This window comes from Burkholderia anthina (genome assembly GCF_001547525.1).
GTDB lineage: Bacteria > Pseudomonadota > Gammaproteobacteria > Burkholderiales > Burkholderiaceae > Burkholderia > Burkholderia semiarida.
The window spans coordinates 2,379,318-2,395,011 of sequence record NZ_CM003768.1 but is presented as its reverse complement, the minus strand read 5'-3'; the positions used below and the strand labels follow the sequence as shown (position 1 = coordinate 2,395,011).

Annotated in this window: 13 protein-coding genes; all 13 read left to right on the top strand. The window is 65.4% G+C overall.

Annotation, left to right across the window (positions count from 1 at the left end; genetic code table 11):
* Positions 1–7 precede the first annotated feature (7 nt).
* The 13 genes from WS64_RS10930 (at position 8) to WS64_RS10875 (ending at position 15,149) form a co-directional block, all read left to right on the top strand.
* The gene (locus WS64_RS10930; protein WP_059580476.1) at positions 8–1,207 is read left to right on the top strand and encodes an ABC transporter substrate-binding protein; all 1,200 of its coding nucleotides are present in this window, start codon (positions 8–10) and stop codon (positions 1,205–1,207) included.
* Between the two features lie 128 nt (positions 1,208–1,335).
* The gene (locus WS64_RS10925; RefSeq protein WP_059580692.1) at positions 1,336–2,220 is read left to right on the top strand and encodes a branched-chain amino acid ABC transporter permease; all 885 of its coding nucleotides are present in this window, start codon (positions 1,336–1,338) and stop codon (positions 2,218–2,220) included.
* Positions 2,220–3,197, top strand: a complete 978-nt coding sequence (locus WS64_RS10920; protein ID WP_059580695.1) for a branched-chain amino acid ABC transporter permease — start codon at positions 2,220–2,222, stop codon at positions 3,195–3,197. The genes WS64_RS10925 and WS64_RS10920 overlap by 1 nt, the downstream gene beginning before the upstream one ends.
* A 770-nt stretch (positions 3,198–3,967) precedes the next feature.
* Positions 3,968–4,249, top strand: a complete 282-nt coding sequence (locus tag WS64_RS34270; protein WP_155720412.1) for a hypothetical protein — start codon at positions 3,968–3,970, stop codon at positions 4,247–4,249.
* Positions 4,250–5,407: an ABC transporter substrate-binding protein gene (locus WS64_RS10915; protein WP_059580480.1), complete on the top strand. Its 1,158-nt coding sequence runs from the start codon at positions 4,250–4,252 to the stop codon at positions 5,405–5,407.
* Positions 5,408–5,606: 199 nt separating this feature from the next.
* A complete protein-coding gene (locus WS64_RS10910) occupies positions 5,607–6,662 on the top strand; it encodes a branched-chain amino acid ABC transporter permease (RefSeq protein ID WP_060966452.1) in 1,056 nt (351 codons plus the stop codon).
* 4 nt (positions 6,663–6,666) lie between these two features.
* Positions 6,667–8,451, top strand: a complete 1,785-nt coding sequence (locus WS64_RS10905) for a branched-chain amino acid ABC transporter ATP-binding protein/permease (RefSeq protein WP_060966451.1) — start codon at positions 6,667–6,669, stop codon at positions 8,449–8,451.
* Complete coding sequence (locus WS64_RS10900) at positions 8,451–9,206, top strand: ABC transporter ATP-binding protein (protein WP_059580489.1); 756 nt, start codon at positions 8,451–8,453, stop codon at positions 9,204–9,206. Before WS64_RS10905 ends, WS64_RS10900 begins: the two co-directional genes overlap by 1 nt.
* 392 nt (positions 9,207–9,598) lie before the next feature.
* Positions 9,599–11,569: a tRNA uridine-5-carboxymethylaminomethyl(34) synthesis enzyme MnmG gene (gene mnmG / locus WS64_RS10895; RefSeq protein ID WP_060966450.1), complete on the top strand. Its 1,971-nt coding sequence runs from the start codon at positions 9,599–9,601 to the stop codon at positions 11,567–11,569.
* Entirely contained in the window at positions 11,566–12,252 is a 687-nt protein-coding gene (gene rsmG, locus WS64_RS10890; protein WP_060966449.1) for a 16S rRNA (guanine(527)-N(7))-methyltransferase RsmG, read from the top strand. The genes mnmG and rsmG overlap by 4 nt, the downstream gene beginning before the upstream one ends.
* A gap of 51 nt (positions 12,253–12,303) precedes the next feature.
* Complete coding sequence (locus tag WS64_RS10885; protein WP_059580499.1) at positions 12,304–13,083, top strand: ParA family protein; 780 nt, start codon at positions 12,304–12,306, stop codon at positions 13,081–13,083.
* 31 nt (positions 13,084–13,114) lie between these two features.
* The gene (locus WS64_RS10880; RefSeq protein ID WP_006482728.1) at positions 13,115–14,008 is read left to right on the top strand and encodes a ParB/RepB/Spo0J family partition protein; all 894 of its coding nucleotides are present in this window, start codon (positions 13,115–13,117) and stop codon (positions 14,006–14,008) included.
* A gap of 10 nt (positions 14,009–14,018) precedes the next feature.
* On the top strand, positions 14,019–15,149 hold the full coding sequence (locus tag WS64_RS10875) for an SLC13 family permease (RefSeq protein WP_060966448.1): 1,131 nt from the start codon (positions 14,019–14,021) through the stop codon (positions 15,147–15,149).
* Positions 15,150–15,694: the final 545 nt, after the last annotated feature.

Below are 15,694 nucleotides of genomic sequence, written 5' to 3'. Positions count from 1 at the left end.
GACGTCAATGAAAATGAAGACCCTCGCACAGGCCTGTCTCGCGCTCGCGAGCGCCGCGTTCACCGCCGGCGCCGCCCACGCGGCGGATACCGTGAAGATCGGCTTCATCACCGACATGTCGGGGCTTTACGCGGATATCGACGGGCAGGGCGGTCTCGAGGCGATCCGCATGGCGGTCGCGGACTTCGGCGGCAAGGTGCTCGGCAAGCCGATCGAGGTCGTCTATGCCGATCACCAGAACAAGGCCGACATCGCCGCGTCGAAGGCGCGCGAATGGATGGACCGCGGCGGGCTCGACCTGCTGGTCGGCGGCACGAACTCGGCCACCGCGCTGTCGATGAACCAGGTCGCGGCCGAGAAGAAGAAGGTCTACATCAACATCGGCGCGGGCGCCGACACGCTGACCAACGAGCAGTGCACGCCGTACACGGTCCACTACGCATACGACACGATGGCGCTCGCGAAAGGCACCGGCTCGGCGGTGGTGAAGCAGGGCGGCAAGACGTGGTTCTTCCTGACGGCCGACTACGCGTTCGGCAAGGCGCTCGAGAAGAACACGTCGGACGTCGTGAAGGCGAACGGCGGCCAGGTGCTCGGCGCGGTGCGCCACCCGCTGTCCGCGTCGGATTTCTCGTCGTTCCTGCTGCAGGCGCAATCGTCGAAGGCGCAGATCCTCGGCCTCGCGAACGCGGGCGGCGACACGATCAACTCGATCAAGGCCGCGAAGGAATTCGGCATCATGAAGACGATGAAGCTCGCCGCGCTGCTGATGTTCATCGACGACGTGCACAGCCTCGGTCTCGAAACGACGCAGGGCCTCGTGCTGACCGACAGCTGGTACTGGAACCGCGACGCGGCGTCGCGCCAGTGGGCGCAGCGCTACTTCGGCAAGATGAAGAAGATGCCGTCGAGCCTGCAGGCGGCCGACTATTCGTCGGTGACGACCTACCTGAAGGCCGTGCAGGCCGCCGGCACGACCGATTCCGACAAGGTGATGGCCGAGCTGAAGAAGATCAAGATCAGCGACTTCTACGCGAAGGGCTACATCCGCCAGGACGGCAGCATGATCCACGACATGTACCTGATGGAAGTGAAGAAGCCGTCGGAATCGAAGGAGCCGTGGGACTACTACAAGGTGCTCGCGACGATTCCGGGCGAACAGGCGTTCGGCACCAAGCAGGAGACGCGCTGCGCGTTGTGGAAGTAGGCATCGCGTAGCGGCGCGCACGGGCGCGTCGCACGGTGGCGGCTGCAGCGACGTGCCCGCTGCGCCGCCGGCATGCGCGCTGCATGAAAGTTGCGTGCGCAACGAAACTCATTCTGACGGCTAAGTCGATGGAAATCTTTGGCATTCCGTTGCCGGCGATGCTGAGCCAGTTGCTGCTCGGGCTCGTCAACGGCTCGTTCTACGCGATCCTGAGCCTCGGGCTCGCGGTGATCTTCGGGCTGCTCAACGTGATCAACTTCGCGCACGGCGCGCTGTTCATGCTGGGTGCGATGCTCGCGTGGATGGGCCTGTCGTATCTCGCGCTGCCGTACTGGGCGATGCTCGTGCTGGCGCCGCTGATCGTCGGCGTGTTCGGGATCGCGATCGAGCGCTCGATGCTGCGCTGGCTGTACAAGCTCGATCACCTGTACGGGCTGCTGCTCACGTTCGGGCTCACGCTGGTCGTCGAAGGCGTGTTCCGGTCGATCTACGGATCGTCGGGTCAGCCGTACGACGTGCCGTCGCAGCTGTCCGGCGCGACCAATCTCGGCTTCATGTTCCTGCCGAACTATCGCGCGTGGGTGGTCGTCGCGTCGCTCGCGGTGTGCCTCGCGACGTGGTTCGTGATCGAGAAGACGCGGCTCGGCGCGTACTTGCGCGCGGGCACCGAGAACCCGAAGCTCGTCGAGGCGTTCGGCGTGAACGTGCCGATGATGATCACGCTCACCTACGGCTTCGGCGTCGCGCTCGCGGCGTTCGCGGGCGTGCTGGCCGCGCCGGTGATCCAGGTGTCGCCGCTGATGGGCCAGCCGATGATCATCACCGTGTTCGCGGTGGTCGTGATCGGCGGGATGGGCTCGATCCTCGGCTCGATCGTCACGGGCCTGCTGCTCGGCGTGATCGAGGGCTTCACGCGCGTGTTCTATCCCGAAGCATCGGCCACCGTCGTGTTCGTGATCATGGCGATCGTGCTGCTGTTCCGCCCGGCGGGCCTCTTCGGCAAGGAAAAATGATGCAGAGAAAAGTGCTCTACGGCGTGCTGCTCGCCGCGCTGCTCGCCGCACCGTTCATCGGCGCGTATCCGGTGTTCGTGATGAAGGTGCTCGCGTTCGCGCTGTTCGCGGCCGCGTTCAACCTGCTGATCGGCTATACGGGGCTGCTGTCGTTCGGCCATGCGATGTTCCTCGCGACGGCCGGCTATGCGACCGGCTATTCGATGCAGACGCTCGGTTTCACGCCCGAGCTCGGCGTGCTGGTCGGCACGGTCGCCGCGACGCTGCTCGGGCTCGTCGTCGGGCTGTTCGCGATCCGCCGGCAAGGCATCTACTTCGCGATGATCACGCTCGCGTTCGCGCAGATGGTCTACTTCATCTATCTGCAGGCGCCGTTCACGCACGGCGAGGACGGCCTGCAGGGCGTGCCGCGCGGCCGCCTGTTCGGGCTGCTCGACCTGTCGAACGACGTCGCGCTGTACTACGTCGTGCTGGCGGTGGTCGTGGCCGCATGCGCGTTCATCGTGCGGGTCGTCCATTCGCCGTTCGGCCAGGTGCTCGTCGCCATCAAGGAGAACGAAGCGCGTGCGATCTCGCTCGGCTACGACACCGACCGCTTCAAGCTGCTCGCGTTCATCCTGTCGGCCGCGCTCGCGGGGCTGGCCGGTTCGCTGAAGGTGCTGGTGCTCGGCTTCGAGACGCTGTCGGACGCGTACTGGACGATGTCGGGCCTCGTCGTGCTGATGACGCTCGTCGGCGGGATGGGCACGCTGTTCGGGCCGCTCCTGGGCGCCGCGCTGATCGTCGCGCTGGAAGACCGGCTCGGCGACATCGGCGAATGGCTCGCGTCGACGACGGGCGTCGCGTGGTTCCATTCGCTCGGCGAATCGGCGACGATCGTCACCGGGCTGATCTTCATCGCATGCGTGCTCGCGTTCCGGCGCGGCATCGTCGGCGAGATGGTCGCGCGGATCAAACCGCTCAGGGCGACGTCGTGAGCGTGCCGTGCGCGTCGCCGCGCGTTGATGCGCAGCACCATCCGGCCCGCCCGGGAAGGGCGGCGCGGCGGCTGGGGCCTGCTCCGCGCGGCCCGCTGGTGCCCCATTTTCGTGCGGCGATGCACCATAGGGGTAAATGCTAAGTTGTCGTGGTGCTTAAGCCTCTTTAAGATTCAACCTAGTTCTGATGCACCGCGAAACGAATTTGCAGGTGGAGAACGAGGAGACAATCGAGGCACAAAGTGCCCGGACCCTAAAGCGCTGTTGGACGGAATCCAACAGCGCTTTTTCATTTGCGTGCACGGATTCCATCGATGGTGCATCGGCCGGCGTGACGGCCGCTTCCCGCGTTTGCGTTCGCACCGCGTCTTTTCCGCGCTTCGCGCCTCTCCGCTTTTCCTTTCCCGCGATTCGTTCGCCGACGATGCGCAATCCTGCACAGGCGCTTCGGGCTTACCCGGTTGGCGTGCGCGAAAGGCGTCCGTTACACTCGGCTTTCGCCGACCGTGCGGTCGGGAAAATCGGTCGGCAGTTCTCCTACAAGCACAATGCAGAACAGGGAGTACGGTTGGATGAGCAGCGCAGCACGGTGGATCGGGGCAGCAGAGGCGGCGGGCGCCGTTCGTTCGTCATCGGGTGCGCGACGAGGCATCGCGGCATTTCCGAGCCGCTCCGCGGCCTGTATGCGCGTCCCGGCGCCCGTGCGGGTCGTTGCACTCGCATCCGTCTCTGCATCCGTATTCTCGTTCGCATGAGCGGCCGGCTTCCCGATGTTGCATCGCTCGCCGCGCGTGCCGACCATCGATGCGCGCGCAACCAGCTTCCGCACGCTTTCTCATTTCTTCGCCTTCTTCATCCTGACGACACCGCTGCTGCGCATCGTGACGGTCGAACGGCCGTTTCGATCGGCATGCGGCGCATGGGTGCGGCGTTTCACGGGAAAACGAGCATGGGCGCGGATGGACGAGATAATTAAGATATTAACTTGTTTGGGGACCGGAAGCCGCCCGAGCAACCGTGGTTTTTTCGAGCAGCGTTTGGAGACAACGTAAATGAAGATGAATCGATGGATGGAGGCCCTGCTTGCCGCGGGCCTCGTGTGTGCGGCGGCCACGGCGTCGGCGCAGGTCAAGATCGGCGTGACGCTGTCGGCCACCGGCCCGGCCGCCTCGCTCGGGATTCCGGAAAAGAACACGATCGCGCTGCTGCCGAAGGAAATCGCGGGCAAGAGCGTGCAGTACATCGTGCTCGACGACGCGTCCGACACGAGCCGCGCGGTGCAGAACGTGCGCAAGCTGATCGACGAGGATCACGTCGACGCGATCATCGGTTCGTCGGTCACGCCGAACTCGCTCGCGATGCTCGACCCCGTGTCGCAGGGCAAGACGCCGACGATCTCGCTCGCGGCGAGCGCGCAGATCATCGCGCCGATGGACGCGAAGCGCGCGTGGATGTTCAAGGTGCCGCAGAACGACCAGCTGATGGCCGACGCGATTGCCGGCTACATGGCGAAGCACGGCGTGAAGACGGTCGGCTTCATCGGCTTCGCCGATGCGTACGGCGACAGCTGGTACAAGACGTTCGACGCGGCAGCCGCGAAGAACGGGCTGAAGCTCGTGTCGAACGAGCGCTACAACCGGACCGACGCGTCGGTGATGGGGCAGGTGCTGAAGCTGCTGGGCGCGAACCCGGATGCGGTGCTGATCGCCGGCTCCGGCACGCCGGCGGCGCTGCCGGCCAAGACGCTGAAGGAGCGCGGCTACAAGGGCAAGGTGTACCAGACGCACGGCGTCGCGAACAACGATTTCCTGCGCGTGTGCGGCAAGGATTGCGAAGGCGAGATCCTGCCGGCCGGCCCCGTGCTCGTGACCGACCAGCTGCCCGATTCGAATCCGGTGAAGAAGCCGGCGCTCGGCTACAAGGCCGCGTACGAGAAGGCGTACGGCGCGGGTTCGCTGTCGACGTTCGGCGGCCATGCGTGGGACGCGGGCCTGCTGCTGCAGCGGGCGATTCCGGAAGCGCTGAAGAAGGGCCAGCCGGGCACCGAGGCGTTCCGCGAAGCGCTGCGCGCATCGATCGAAAGCGTGAAGGATCTGCCCGTCTCGCACGGCGTGATCAACATGACGGCGACCGATCACAATGGCTTCGACACGCGTGCGCGCGTGATGGTGCAGATCGTCGACGGCAAGTGGAAGCTGCAGGCCGAGTAAGCATCACGTGAAACCGGCATGCACGGCGCGAACGGCGCCGCGCATGCCGTCGGCAGGGTGGCGCGCATGACGGCCGCACCCGTGCCGCGTGGAACCCCGGTGCCCGCCGCGTGGCGCGCGACGTGCCGATCGTGTCGCGCGCACCCCGGCCGTTTCCGCCTTTCGTTTCTCCGCAGCATTCTCTCGATACACGAAACGTATGGATCTCTCGATTGCGGCGATCCTCGCGCAAGACGGCATCACGACCGGCGCCATTTATGCATTGTTGTCGCTGGCGCTCGTGCTGGTATTTTCCGTCACGCGGGTGATCTTCATTCCCCAGGGCGAATTCGTCGCCTACGGTGCGCTGACGCTGGCCGCGTTGCAGGCGCAGAAATTCCCCGCCACCTGCTGGCTGCTGTTCGTGATGGGCATCGCATGCTTCCTGCTCGAGGCCGGCGGCCTGATCCGGCATCGCGAACGCCGCCATCAGCTCGGCCGCACGCTCGCGACGCTCGGCAGCCGCTACGTGCTGCTGCCGCTTGCGGTGTTCGCGATCACGCGCAGCTTTGCCGCGCAGCCGATGCCGATGCTCGCGCAGATCGCGCTGACGCTCGCGATCGTCGTGCCGATGGGGCCGTTCGTCTACCGGCTCGTGTACCAGCCGATCGCCGAAGGAACGACGCTGCTGCTGCTGATCGTGTCGGTGGCCGTCCATTTCGCGATGGTCGGCCTCGGCCTCGTGATGTTCGGCGCGGAAGGCTCTCGCACCAACGGGTTCTCGGACGCGTCGCTCGCGATCGGCAGCCTGACGGTGTCGGTGCAGAGCATCCTGGTCGTCGTCACGGCGCTCGTGCTGATCGGCGCGCTCTACGTGTACTTCGGCCGCACGATCGCCGGCAAGGCGCTGCGTGCGACGTCGGTGAACCGGCTCGGTGCGCGGCTCGTCGGCATCGGCACCACCGAAGCCGGGCGGCTCGCATTCACGTTCGCGGCGGGGCTCGGCGTGCTGTCCGGGATCCTCGTCGGCCCGCTGACGACGATCTACTACGACTCGGGCTTCCTGATCGGCCTGAAGGGCTTCGTCGGCGCGATCATCGGCGGGCTCGTCAGCTATCCGCTCGCGGCCGCCGGCTCGCTGCTCGTCGGCGTGCTCGAATCGTATTCGTCGTTCTGGGCGAGCGCGTACAAGGAGGTGATCGTGTTCACGCTGATCATTCCGGTGTTGCTGTGGCGCAGCTTCGTGACGCCGCATGCGGAAGAGGAAGAGGAGTGACGCGATGAAGACGATGGTACGCAACAAGGCCTTCTGGCTGTTTCTCGTGGTGCTGTTCGCGCTGCCGGTGCTGCCCGGCGCGCTGCAGGTGCCCGAGTACTGGATCACGCTGCTGAACTACATCGGCCTGTATGCGATCGTCGCGATCGGGCTCGTGCTGCTGACGGGCGTCGGCGGGATGACGAGCTTCGGGCAGGCCGCGTTCGTCGGCATCGGCGCATATGCGACCGCGTTCCTGACGACGCGGTACGGCGTGTCGCCGTGGCTCGCGCTGATCGTCGGCGTGGTGCTGACGGCGCTCGTGGCGCTCGTGCTCGGCGTCGTGACGATGCGGCTGTCCGGGCACTTCCTGCCGCTCGGCACGATCGCGTGGGGGCTCGCGCTGTTCTACCTGTTCGGCAACCTCGAACTGCTCGGCAAATACGACGGGATCAACGGGATTCCAGCGCTGAACCTGTTCGGCATCGTGCTCGAAAGCGGGCGCAGCCTGTATTTCCTGATCTGGGCCGTGGTGCTGGCCGCGATCGTGTCGGTGCAGAACCTGCTCAACAGCCGGCCCGGCCGCGCGATCCGCGCGCTGCGCGGCGGCGGCGTGATGGCCGAGGCGATGGGCGTGAATACCGCGTGGATGCGTGTCGTGATCTTCATCTACGCGGCCGTGCTCGCGGCCGTGTCCGGCTTCCTGTATGCGCACCTGCAGCGCGCGGTGAACCCGACGCCGTTTGGCCTGAACCACGGGATCGAATTCCTGTTCATGGCCGTGGTCGGCGGTGTGTCGCACGTGTGGGGCGCGGTGCTCGGCGCGGCGATCCTGACCGTGCTGCAGGATTATCTACAGACGCTGCTGCCGAAGCTGCTCGGCTCGGAAGGCAACTTCGAGATCATCGTGTTCGGCGTGCTGATGGTGCTGTTGCTGCAGTACGCGCGCCAGGGCGTATGGCCGTTCGTCGCGAGACTGTTCCCACGCGGGCCGCGCGCGCACGTGCCGGCGCAGGCCGACCCGCTGCCGCAGCGCGCCAAGCCGGTGGCCGGCGAGCCGCTGCTCGTGGTCGACAACGCCCGCAAGCAGTTCGGCGGGCTCGTGGCCGTCAACGACGTCAGTTTCGACGTGAAAGCGGGGCAGATCATCGGGCTGATCGGCCCGAACGGCGCGGGCAAGTCGACCACGTTCAACCTCGTGACCGGCGTGCTGAAGCCAACCAGCGGCGCGATCACGTTCCGCGGCGAGCGTATCGACGGGCTGACGTCGCGTCAGATCGTCCGCCGCGGCATCGGTCGCACGTTCCAGCATGTGAAGCTGCTGCCGGCGATGACGGTGCTCGAGAACGTCGCGATCGGTGCCCATCTGCGGGGTCATACGGGCGTGTGGCGCAGCATTGCTCGGCTCAATGCGCATGAGGAAGCGCAGTTACTGGCCGAAGCCGCGCGCCAGATCCGCCGCGTCGGGCTCGAGAAGCACATGTACGACGAAGCGGGCAGCCTCGCGCTTGGCCAGCAACGGATTCTCGAAATCGCGCGGGCGCTGTGCTGCGATCCGACGCTGCTGCTGCTCGACGAGCCGGCCGCGGGCCTGCGTTACCAGGAGAAGCAGCAGCTCGCCGACCTGCTGCGGCGGCTGAAGGCCGAGGGCATGAGCGTGTTGCTCGTGGAACATGACATGGATTTCGTGATGAACCTCACCGACCGGCTGGTGGTGATGGAATTCGGCACGCGGATCGCGGAAGGGCTGCCGCAGGATGTGCAGCAGGACCCGGCCGTGCTCGAAGCGTATCTGGGCGGGGTGGAGTGATGACGGACACGACGATGCCGATTCTCGAAGTACGCGGGCTGGCGGTGCGGTACGGGAAGGTGGAAGCGCTGCACGGTGCCGCGATCAAGGTCGGGGCGGGGCAGATCGTCAGCGTGATCGGCCCGAACGGTGCCGGCAAATCGACGCTGCTGAACGCGATCATGGGGGCGCTGCCGGTAACGGGGCACGCGTCGGGCGCGGTCGTATATCGCGGCAACGATGTTGGCGCCTTGCCGGTCGAGCAGCGCGTCGCGCGCGGGATGTGCCTCGTACCGGAAAAGCGTGAGCTGTTCAGCACGATGACGGTCGAAGACAACCTCGTGCTCGGCGCGTACCGGCGCAAGCAGGCGGGCGAAGCGAACTTCCTCGATCAGCTCGACCACGTGTTCGCGCTATTCCCGCGGCTGAAGGAGCGCCGCAGGCAGGCGGCCGGCACGCTGTCCGGCGGCGAGCGGCAGATGCTGGCGGTCGGCCGTGCGCTGATGGGCAAGCCCGACCTGCTGATGCTCGACGAACCGAGCCTCGGGCTGGCGCCGCTGATCGTGAAGGAGATCTTTCATATCATCAGCGCGTTGCGCGGCACCGGCGTGGCCACGCTACTGATCGAGCAGAACGCACGGGCGGCGTTGCAGATCTCCGACTACGGCTATGTGCTGGAGACGGGCGAGTTCGCGTTGGAAGGGGCGGCTGCCGAGCTTGCGCAGAATCCGCGGGTGATCGAGACGTATCTCGGGTTGACGAAGAAGACGGCTTGATTGCTGATGCGGTGGAGGAAACGGGCGGCGTGTTTCACGTGAAACACGCCGCTTTTGTTTGTGAGGTTGGCTGGTGCGTTCGATGCATCGGTCGCTCGGGATTGGGGGATAAGCCCCGAGGTAATCGAGAGAAATACTGTGTCCTTGCCACGGACGCGGATCAGACGAACCGGCGGGCTCGTGCACATGGACGACAATGGGCGTCGAACCACGCATCACACCGCGCAAGCAGGCCCGCCACGACGAATTCGCCCGCCCCCAGCGAAAAAATCGCCCCGAAATGCACAGACCCTACCATTCGGACGGCCTTCGGGGGAAAAGCGAACCCGCTATAATTCGGCCCATACATTTCTCTGATAGGTTCGTACGCAGCTCTGCGTACGGAATCCACCATGCTTTTTCCCACAGAATTTGACGTCATCGTCGTCGGTGGCGGTCATGCCGGCACGGAAGCCGCGCTCGCGTCCGCCCGCATGGGCGCGAAGACCCTGCTGCTGACCCACAACATCGAAACGCTCGGGCAGATGAGCTGCAATCCGTCGATCGGCGGCATTGGCAAGGGCCATCTGGTCAAGGAAGTCGACGCGCTGGGCGGCGCGATGGCCGCCGCGACGGACGAAAGCGGTATTCAGTTCCGGATCCTCAATTCATCGAAGGGCCCGGCCGTGCGCGCGACGCGTGCGCAGGCCGACCGCATCCTGTACAAGGCCGCGATCCGTCATCGCCTCGAAAATCAGCCGAACCTGTGGCTGTTCCAGCAGGCCGTCGACGACCTGATGGTCGAAGGCGACCGCGTGGTCGGCGCCGTCACGCAAATCGGCATCCGTTTCGGCGCGCGCGCGGTCGTGCTGACGGCTGGCACGTTCCTCGACGGCAAGATCCACGTCGGCCTGAACAACTACACGGGCGGTCGCGCGGGCGATCCGGCGGCCGTGTCGCTGTCGTCGCGCCTGAAGGAACTGAAGCTGCCGCAGGGCCGCTTGAAGACCGGTACGCCGCCGCGTATCGACGGCCGCACGATCGACTTTTCGAAGCTCGACGAGCAGCCGGGCGACCTCGATCCGATCCCCGTGTTCTCATTCCTGGGCCGCGCGGAGCAGCATCCGCGGCAATTGCCGTGCTGGGTCACGCATACGAACGAGCGCACGCACGACATCATTCGCGGCGGCCTTGACCGGTCGCCCATGTATACAGGCGTGATCGAAGGCGTGGGCCCGCGCTATTGCCCGTCGATCGAAGACAAGATCCACCGGTTCGCGTCGAAGGAATCCCACCAGATCTTCCTGGAGCCGGAAGGGCTGACGACCAACGAGTTCTATCCGAACGGAATCTCGACGAGCCTGCCGTTCGACGTCCAGCTCGAGCTCGTGCATTCGATGCGCGGCCTGGAGAACGCGCACATCCTGCGCCCCGGTTACGCGATCGAATACGACTACTTCGACCCGCGTGCGCTGAAGGCGTCGCTCGAGACGAAGGCGATCAACGGGCTGTTCTTTGCGGGCCAGATCAACGGTACGACCGGCTACGAAGAAGCAGCTGCGCAGGGCTTGCTGGCCGGCCTCAACGCGGGTCGCTACGTGCAGGAGAAGGATGCGTGGTGCCCGCGTCGCGACCAGGCCTATCTGGGCGTGCTGGTCGACGATCTCGTCACGCGCGGCGTGGCCGAGCCGTACCGGATGTTCACGAGCCGGGCCGAATATCGCCTGAGCCTGCGTGAAGACAATGCCGACATGCGCTTGACCGAGATTGGCCGCGAGCTTGGGCTGGTCGACGACGTCCGCTGGGACGCTTTCAGCCGGAAACGCGACGCTGTTTCACGTGAAACCGAACGCCTGAAGTCGACGTGGGTCACGCCGAAGACGCTGCCGGCGGAAGAAGCGACGGCGTTGCTCGGCAAGGCAATCGACCACGAATACAGCCTCGCGGAGCTGCTGCGTCGCCCGGGTGTCAGCTACGACGGTGTGTGCGGGCTGAAGGGCGGAGAGTGTGGCCCCGCGGAGCCGCTGACGGACGACCCGGTGCTGCTCGAGCAGATCAAGGAACAGGTCGAGATCGGCATCAAGTATCAGGGCTATATCGAGCGCCAGGCATCCGAGATCGAACGCAACGACGCGAACGAGAACACACGCTTGCCGGACGGTATCGACTACCGCGAGGTTCGCGGCCTGTCGTTCGAGGTGAGCCAGAAGCTCAACGAGTTCCGGCCGGAAACGATCGGGCAGGCGTCGCGTATCTCGGGCGTCACGCCGGCGGCAATCTCGCTGCTGATGGTGCACCTGAAGCGTCGCGGCCTGGGCCGCCGTAACGGCATGGCCGCAGAGGCCGCGGAGCAGGGGGGCGGCACCGTCCCGACACAACGATGACGGCGCGTCGCGCGCCGGCGGTTAATCGGGACGTACTGGAACAGATGCTCGTCGAAGGCACGGCGGCACTGGACCTCGCGCTGACGGATACGCAGCGCAACCAGCTACTCGACTATGTCGCGCTGCTCGGCAAGTGGAACGCGGTCTACAACCTGACCGCGATCCGCGACCCGAAGCAGATGCTGATCCAGCACATTCTCGATTCGCTTTCCATCATCCCGCATCTGCGTGGCCGTGCGTCGGCGCGTGTGCTCGACGTCGGCTCGGGCGGCGGGCTGCCCGGTATCGTGCTGGCGATCGTCGAGCCGGGCTGGCAGGTCACGCTGAACGATATCGTGCAGAAGAAGTCGGCCTTCCAGACGCAGATGCGCGCGGAGCTGAAGCTCGCGAACCTGTCGGTCGTGACCGGCCGTGTCGAATCGCTGCGGCCGGGGGGCGAAGTGCCGGAAAAATTCGACATCATCGTATCCCGCGCTTTCGCGGATCTGTCCGACTTCGTTAAACTTGCTCGTCATCTGGTCGCGCCGGGCGGATCGATCTGGGCGATGAAGGGCGTTCACCCGGACGACGAGATTGCGCGGTTGCCGGAAGGCAGCCGCGTCAAGCAGACGATCCGGCTGGCGGTACCGATGCTCGATGCGGAGCGGCATTTGTTCGAAGTGGCCGTCGACGACGCGAATTGAAGGCGCGCGGTAGCGCGCCGTTTGTTTGAAGGTAAAGGGAACACACCAACGATGGCAAAGATCTTCTGCGTTGCGAACCAGAAGGGGGGCGTCGGCAAGACGACGACATCGGTCAATCTCGCCGCAAGCCTTGCAGCGCAGGAGCAACGCGTCCTGTTGATCGATCTCGACCCGCAGGGCAACGCGACGATGGGCAGCGGGATCGACAAGGCCGCCTGCGAAGCGACCGTGTACGAAGTGCTGGTCGACGGCGTGTCGGTGACCGACGCGCGCGTGCGTCCGGAAGGCGTCACCTATGACGTGCTCCCCGCGAACCGCGAGCTGTCCGGCGCCGAGATCGAACTGATCAGCATCGACAACCGCGAGCGCCGCCTGAAGGCCGCGCTCGAGCGCGTCGCCGACGACTACGATTTCGTCCTGATCGATTGCCCGCCGACGCTGTCGCTGTTGACGCTGAACGGCCTGTGCGCGGCGCATGGCGTCGTGATCCCGATGCAGTGCGAGTACTTCGCACTGGAAGGGTTGTCGGACCTCGTCAACACGATCAAGCAGGTTCACGCGAACATGAACCGCGACCTGAAGATCATCGGCTTGCTGCGCGTGATGTTCGATCCGCGCATCACGCTGCAGCAGCAAGTCTCCGATCAACTGAAAGCGCACTTCGGCGACAAGGTGTTCGACGTGGTGATTCCGCGCAACGTGCGCCTGGCGGAAGCGCCGAGTTACGGGTTGCCGGGCGTCGTATTCGACCGCAGCTCGCGCGGTGCGCAAGCGTATCTCCAATTCGGTGCCGAGATGATCGAGCGCGTGCGCGCGTTCGAGGTGTCGTGATCCGGACATGAGCGAAGCGAGGAAGAAAGACATGAACGCGGTACCAAAGAAGAAGGGCTTGGGACGTGGCCTCGAAGCGCTGCTCGGCGGCAGTGCCGATATCACCGAAGCGGTGAAGATCGAAGGGGCACCGAACACGCTCGCGCTCGGCAAGCTGCAAGCCGGCAAGTACCAGCCGCGCACGCGGATGGACGAGGGCAGCCTGCAGGAGCTGGCGGCAAGCATTCGCGCCCAGGGCGTCATGCAGCCGATCCTGGTACGGCCCATTTCATCAGACAAATACGAGATCATCGCGGGCGAGCGGCGTTTCCGCGCGGCGCGCCTGGCCGGCCTCGACGAAGTGCCGGTGCTCGTGAAGGACGTATCCGATCAGGCTGCTGCCGCGATGGCGCTGATCGAGAACATCCAGCGCGAGGACCTGAATCCGCTTGAAGAGGCGCACGGCATCCAGCGTCTGCTCGACGAGTTCGGTTTCACGCACGAACAGGCGGCCGAATCGGTCGGCCGTTCGCGCAGCGCGGTATCGAACCTGCTGCGCCTGCTGAACCTCGCGTCGCCGGTGCAGACGATGCTGCTGGCCGGCGATCTCGACATGGGGCACGCGCGCGCGCTGCTGGCCGTCGACGCGGCCACGCAGATCACGCTCGCGCATCAGGTGGTCAACAAGCGCATGTCGGTGCGCGAGACCGAGAAGCTCGTCGCGCACACGACGAAGGAAGCACCGGCCGTGAAGGCGCGTGCGAAGGACGATGGCGGCCGCGATACGCGTCGCCTCGAAGAGGAGTTGTCCGACCTGCTCGCGTCGACGGTGAAGATCAAGCTCGGCCGCCGCGGGCGAGGGCAGGTGCTGATCGACTTCGGCAACCTCGACGCGCTCGAGGGTATTCTCGCGCGTCTGCGCGGCAACGTCGCGACCGAAGAGTAACGGGCAACCCATGACGCAAAAGGGTGCACCGGCGCCGCGCCGGTGGCTCGGCTGGCTTGCGCAGGAACCGGTACTGTCGGTGCTTGCGCTTGGCCTGATCGTGCTGCAATGGGTGCGTCCGCAACCATTTTCGGTGCTCGCGGATCGGGTCGACTGGCAGACGGTCGCGACACTCGCGGGCCTGCTGATGCTGACCAAGGCGCTCGAGCTGTCCGGCTGCCTGATGTGGCTCGCGCATCGCATCGTGCATCACGTGCATTCCGAACGCGGGCTCGCGATGCTGCTCGTCGGCTTCGCCGCGGTGCTGTCGATGTGGCTCACCAACGACGTCGCGCTGTTCGTCGTCGTGCCGTTGATGGTATCGCTGCGCGCGCTGACGCCGCTGCCGTTCCGGCGGCTCGTGATCGTCGTCGCGCTGGCCGTCAACGCGGGGTCCGTCGCGACACCGCTCGGCAATCCGCAGAATCTGTTCCTGTGGCAATTGAGCGGCGTGTCGTTCGGCCGTTTCGTGGTCACGCTCGGCCCGCTCGCCCTCGCGCTGATGGCGCTGCTGCTCGCGCTGACCGCATCGATGTTCCGCGCGAAGCCGCTCGACCTGTCCGGCGACGCCGTTGCGCTTCCCGTCCAGCGCATGCACGCGCTGATCGCGGCCGTGCTGTTCGCCGCGTTCGTGCTGCTCGCCGATGCGCATCATCCGCTGCCGGGCCTCGTCGGCGTCGCCGTCGTGCTGCTTGCCGTCAAACGCGACGCAGTCCTGAAGATCGACTGGCTTCTGCTGCTGATCTTCGTGCTGATGTTCGTCGTGTTGCGCAGCGCGGCCGCGCTGCCCGTCGTGCACGACGCGATCGCGCACGCGCAACTCGATTCGCCGCTGCGCGTCTATGCGGCCGGCGCCGTGTTGTCACAGGTGATCAGCAACGTACCGGCCGCGATCCTGCTGTCGGAGTTCACGCACGACTGGCGCGCGCTTGCATTCGGCGTATCGGTCGGCGGCTTCGGGTTCGCGATCGGTTCGCTCGCGAACCTGATCGCGGTGCGTCTCGCGAAGGAGCCGCGCATGTGGCTGCCGTTCCACCTCGTGTCGATTCCGTTCGCGCTGGTGAGCGCGGCGCTCGGCGCGTGGCTGCTCATGCACGGTTGAACGGCGGCGGCGCGGGGAAGCCGTTCGAGCGACGGAGCAGGCGCACGGCATTCACGCTGATCAACGGTTGTTGATAAGTGCCGCCATCCACAGTCGAACATCTGTGGCGGCGCGACAACTGACCGGATGAATCGCTGCGTGAACATCCGGTCGAATTTCGCGCGCGGCGCGAGGGTTGGGCCGCGGCGTTTCGCTTGTTCCCGGGCAACGGGGGCGAATCGTTTCCGCCGGCTGCGTTGCAGCGAATTCCCGACGGCGATCGCGCCGCTTCGTCCTGGCCCGTATCGGGTATCGTTTCCCGCCGTTTCCCCGTCACCTGGCTTTCTCGCGCAAGAAATACCGGTGCGGAAAAGCGACCTTACAACTGTCATCGTACGTCGCCGAATCGCATGTTTTTTCACATCATGAGGCGTCGTTTTATGCAGGTTTTTGTCGCGTCTAAAGCCTTGAATCACTTGCAACTATCGCTTACAATCGCCCGGATTTGTTAGCTAGGCACCCCTGAAAGCTTTCAGAAAGCTTGGGGTCGGGTTCAGGGATTTCAG

Coding starts and splice junctions, on each gene's coding strand:
- WS64_RS10930 (WP_059580476.1), top strand. CDS start 8: ATGAAAATGAAGACCCTCGCACAGGCCTGTCTCGCGCTCGCGAGCGCC.
- WS64_RS10925 (WP_059580692.1), top strand. CDS start 1,336: ATGGAAATCTTTGGCATTCCGTTGCCGGCGATGCTGAGCCAGTTGCTG.
- WS64_RS10920 (WP_059580695.1), top strand. CDS start 2,220: ATGCAGAGAAAAGTGCTCTACGGCGTGCTGCTCGCCGCGCTGCTCGCC.
- WS64_RS34270 (WP_155720412.1), top strand. CDS start 3,968: ATGTTGCATCGCTCGCCGCGCGTGCCGACCATCGATGCGCGCGCAACC.
- WS64_RS10915 (WP_059580480.1), top strand. CDS start 4,250: ATGAAGATGAATCGATGGATGGAGGCCCTGCTTGCCGCGGGCCTCGTG.
- WS64_RS10910 (WP_060966452.1), top strand. CDS start 5,607: ATGGATCTCTCGATTGCGGCGATCCTCGCGCAAGACGGCATCACGACC.
- WS64_RS10905 (WP_060966451.1), top strand. CDS start 6,667: ATGAAGACGATGGTACGCAACAAGGCCTTCTGGCTGTTTCTCGTGGTG.
- WS64_RS10900 (WP_059580489.1), top strand. CDS start 8,451: ATGACGGACACGACGATGCCGATTCTCGAAGTACGCGGGCTGGCGGTG.
- mnmG (WP_060966450.1), top strand. CDS start 9,599: ATGCTTTTTCCCACAGAATTTGACGTCATCGTCGTCGGTGGCGGTCAT.
- rsmG (WP_060966449.1), top strand. CDS start 11,566: ATGACGGCGCGTCGCGCGCCGGCGGTTAATCGGGACGTACTGGAACAG.
- WS64_RS10885 (WP_059580499.1), top strand. CDS start 12,304: ATGGCAAAGATCTTCTGCGTTGCGAACCAGAAGGGGGGCGTCGGCAAG.
- WS64_RS10880 (WP_006482728.1), top strand. CDS start 13,115: ATGAACGCGGTACCAAAGAAGAAGGGCTTGGGACGTGGCCTCGAAGCG.
- WS64_RS10875 (WP_060966448.1), top strand. CDS start 14,019: ATGACGCAAAAGGGTGCACCGGCGCCGCGCCGGTGGCTCGGCTGGCTT.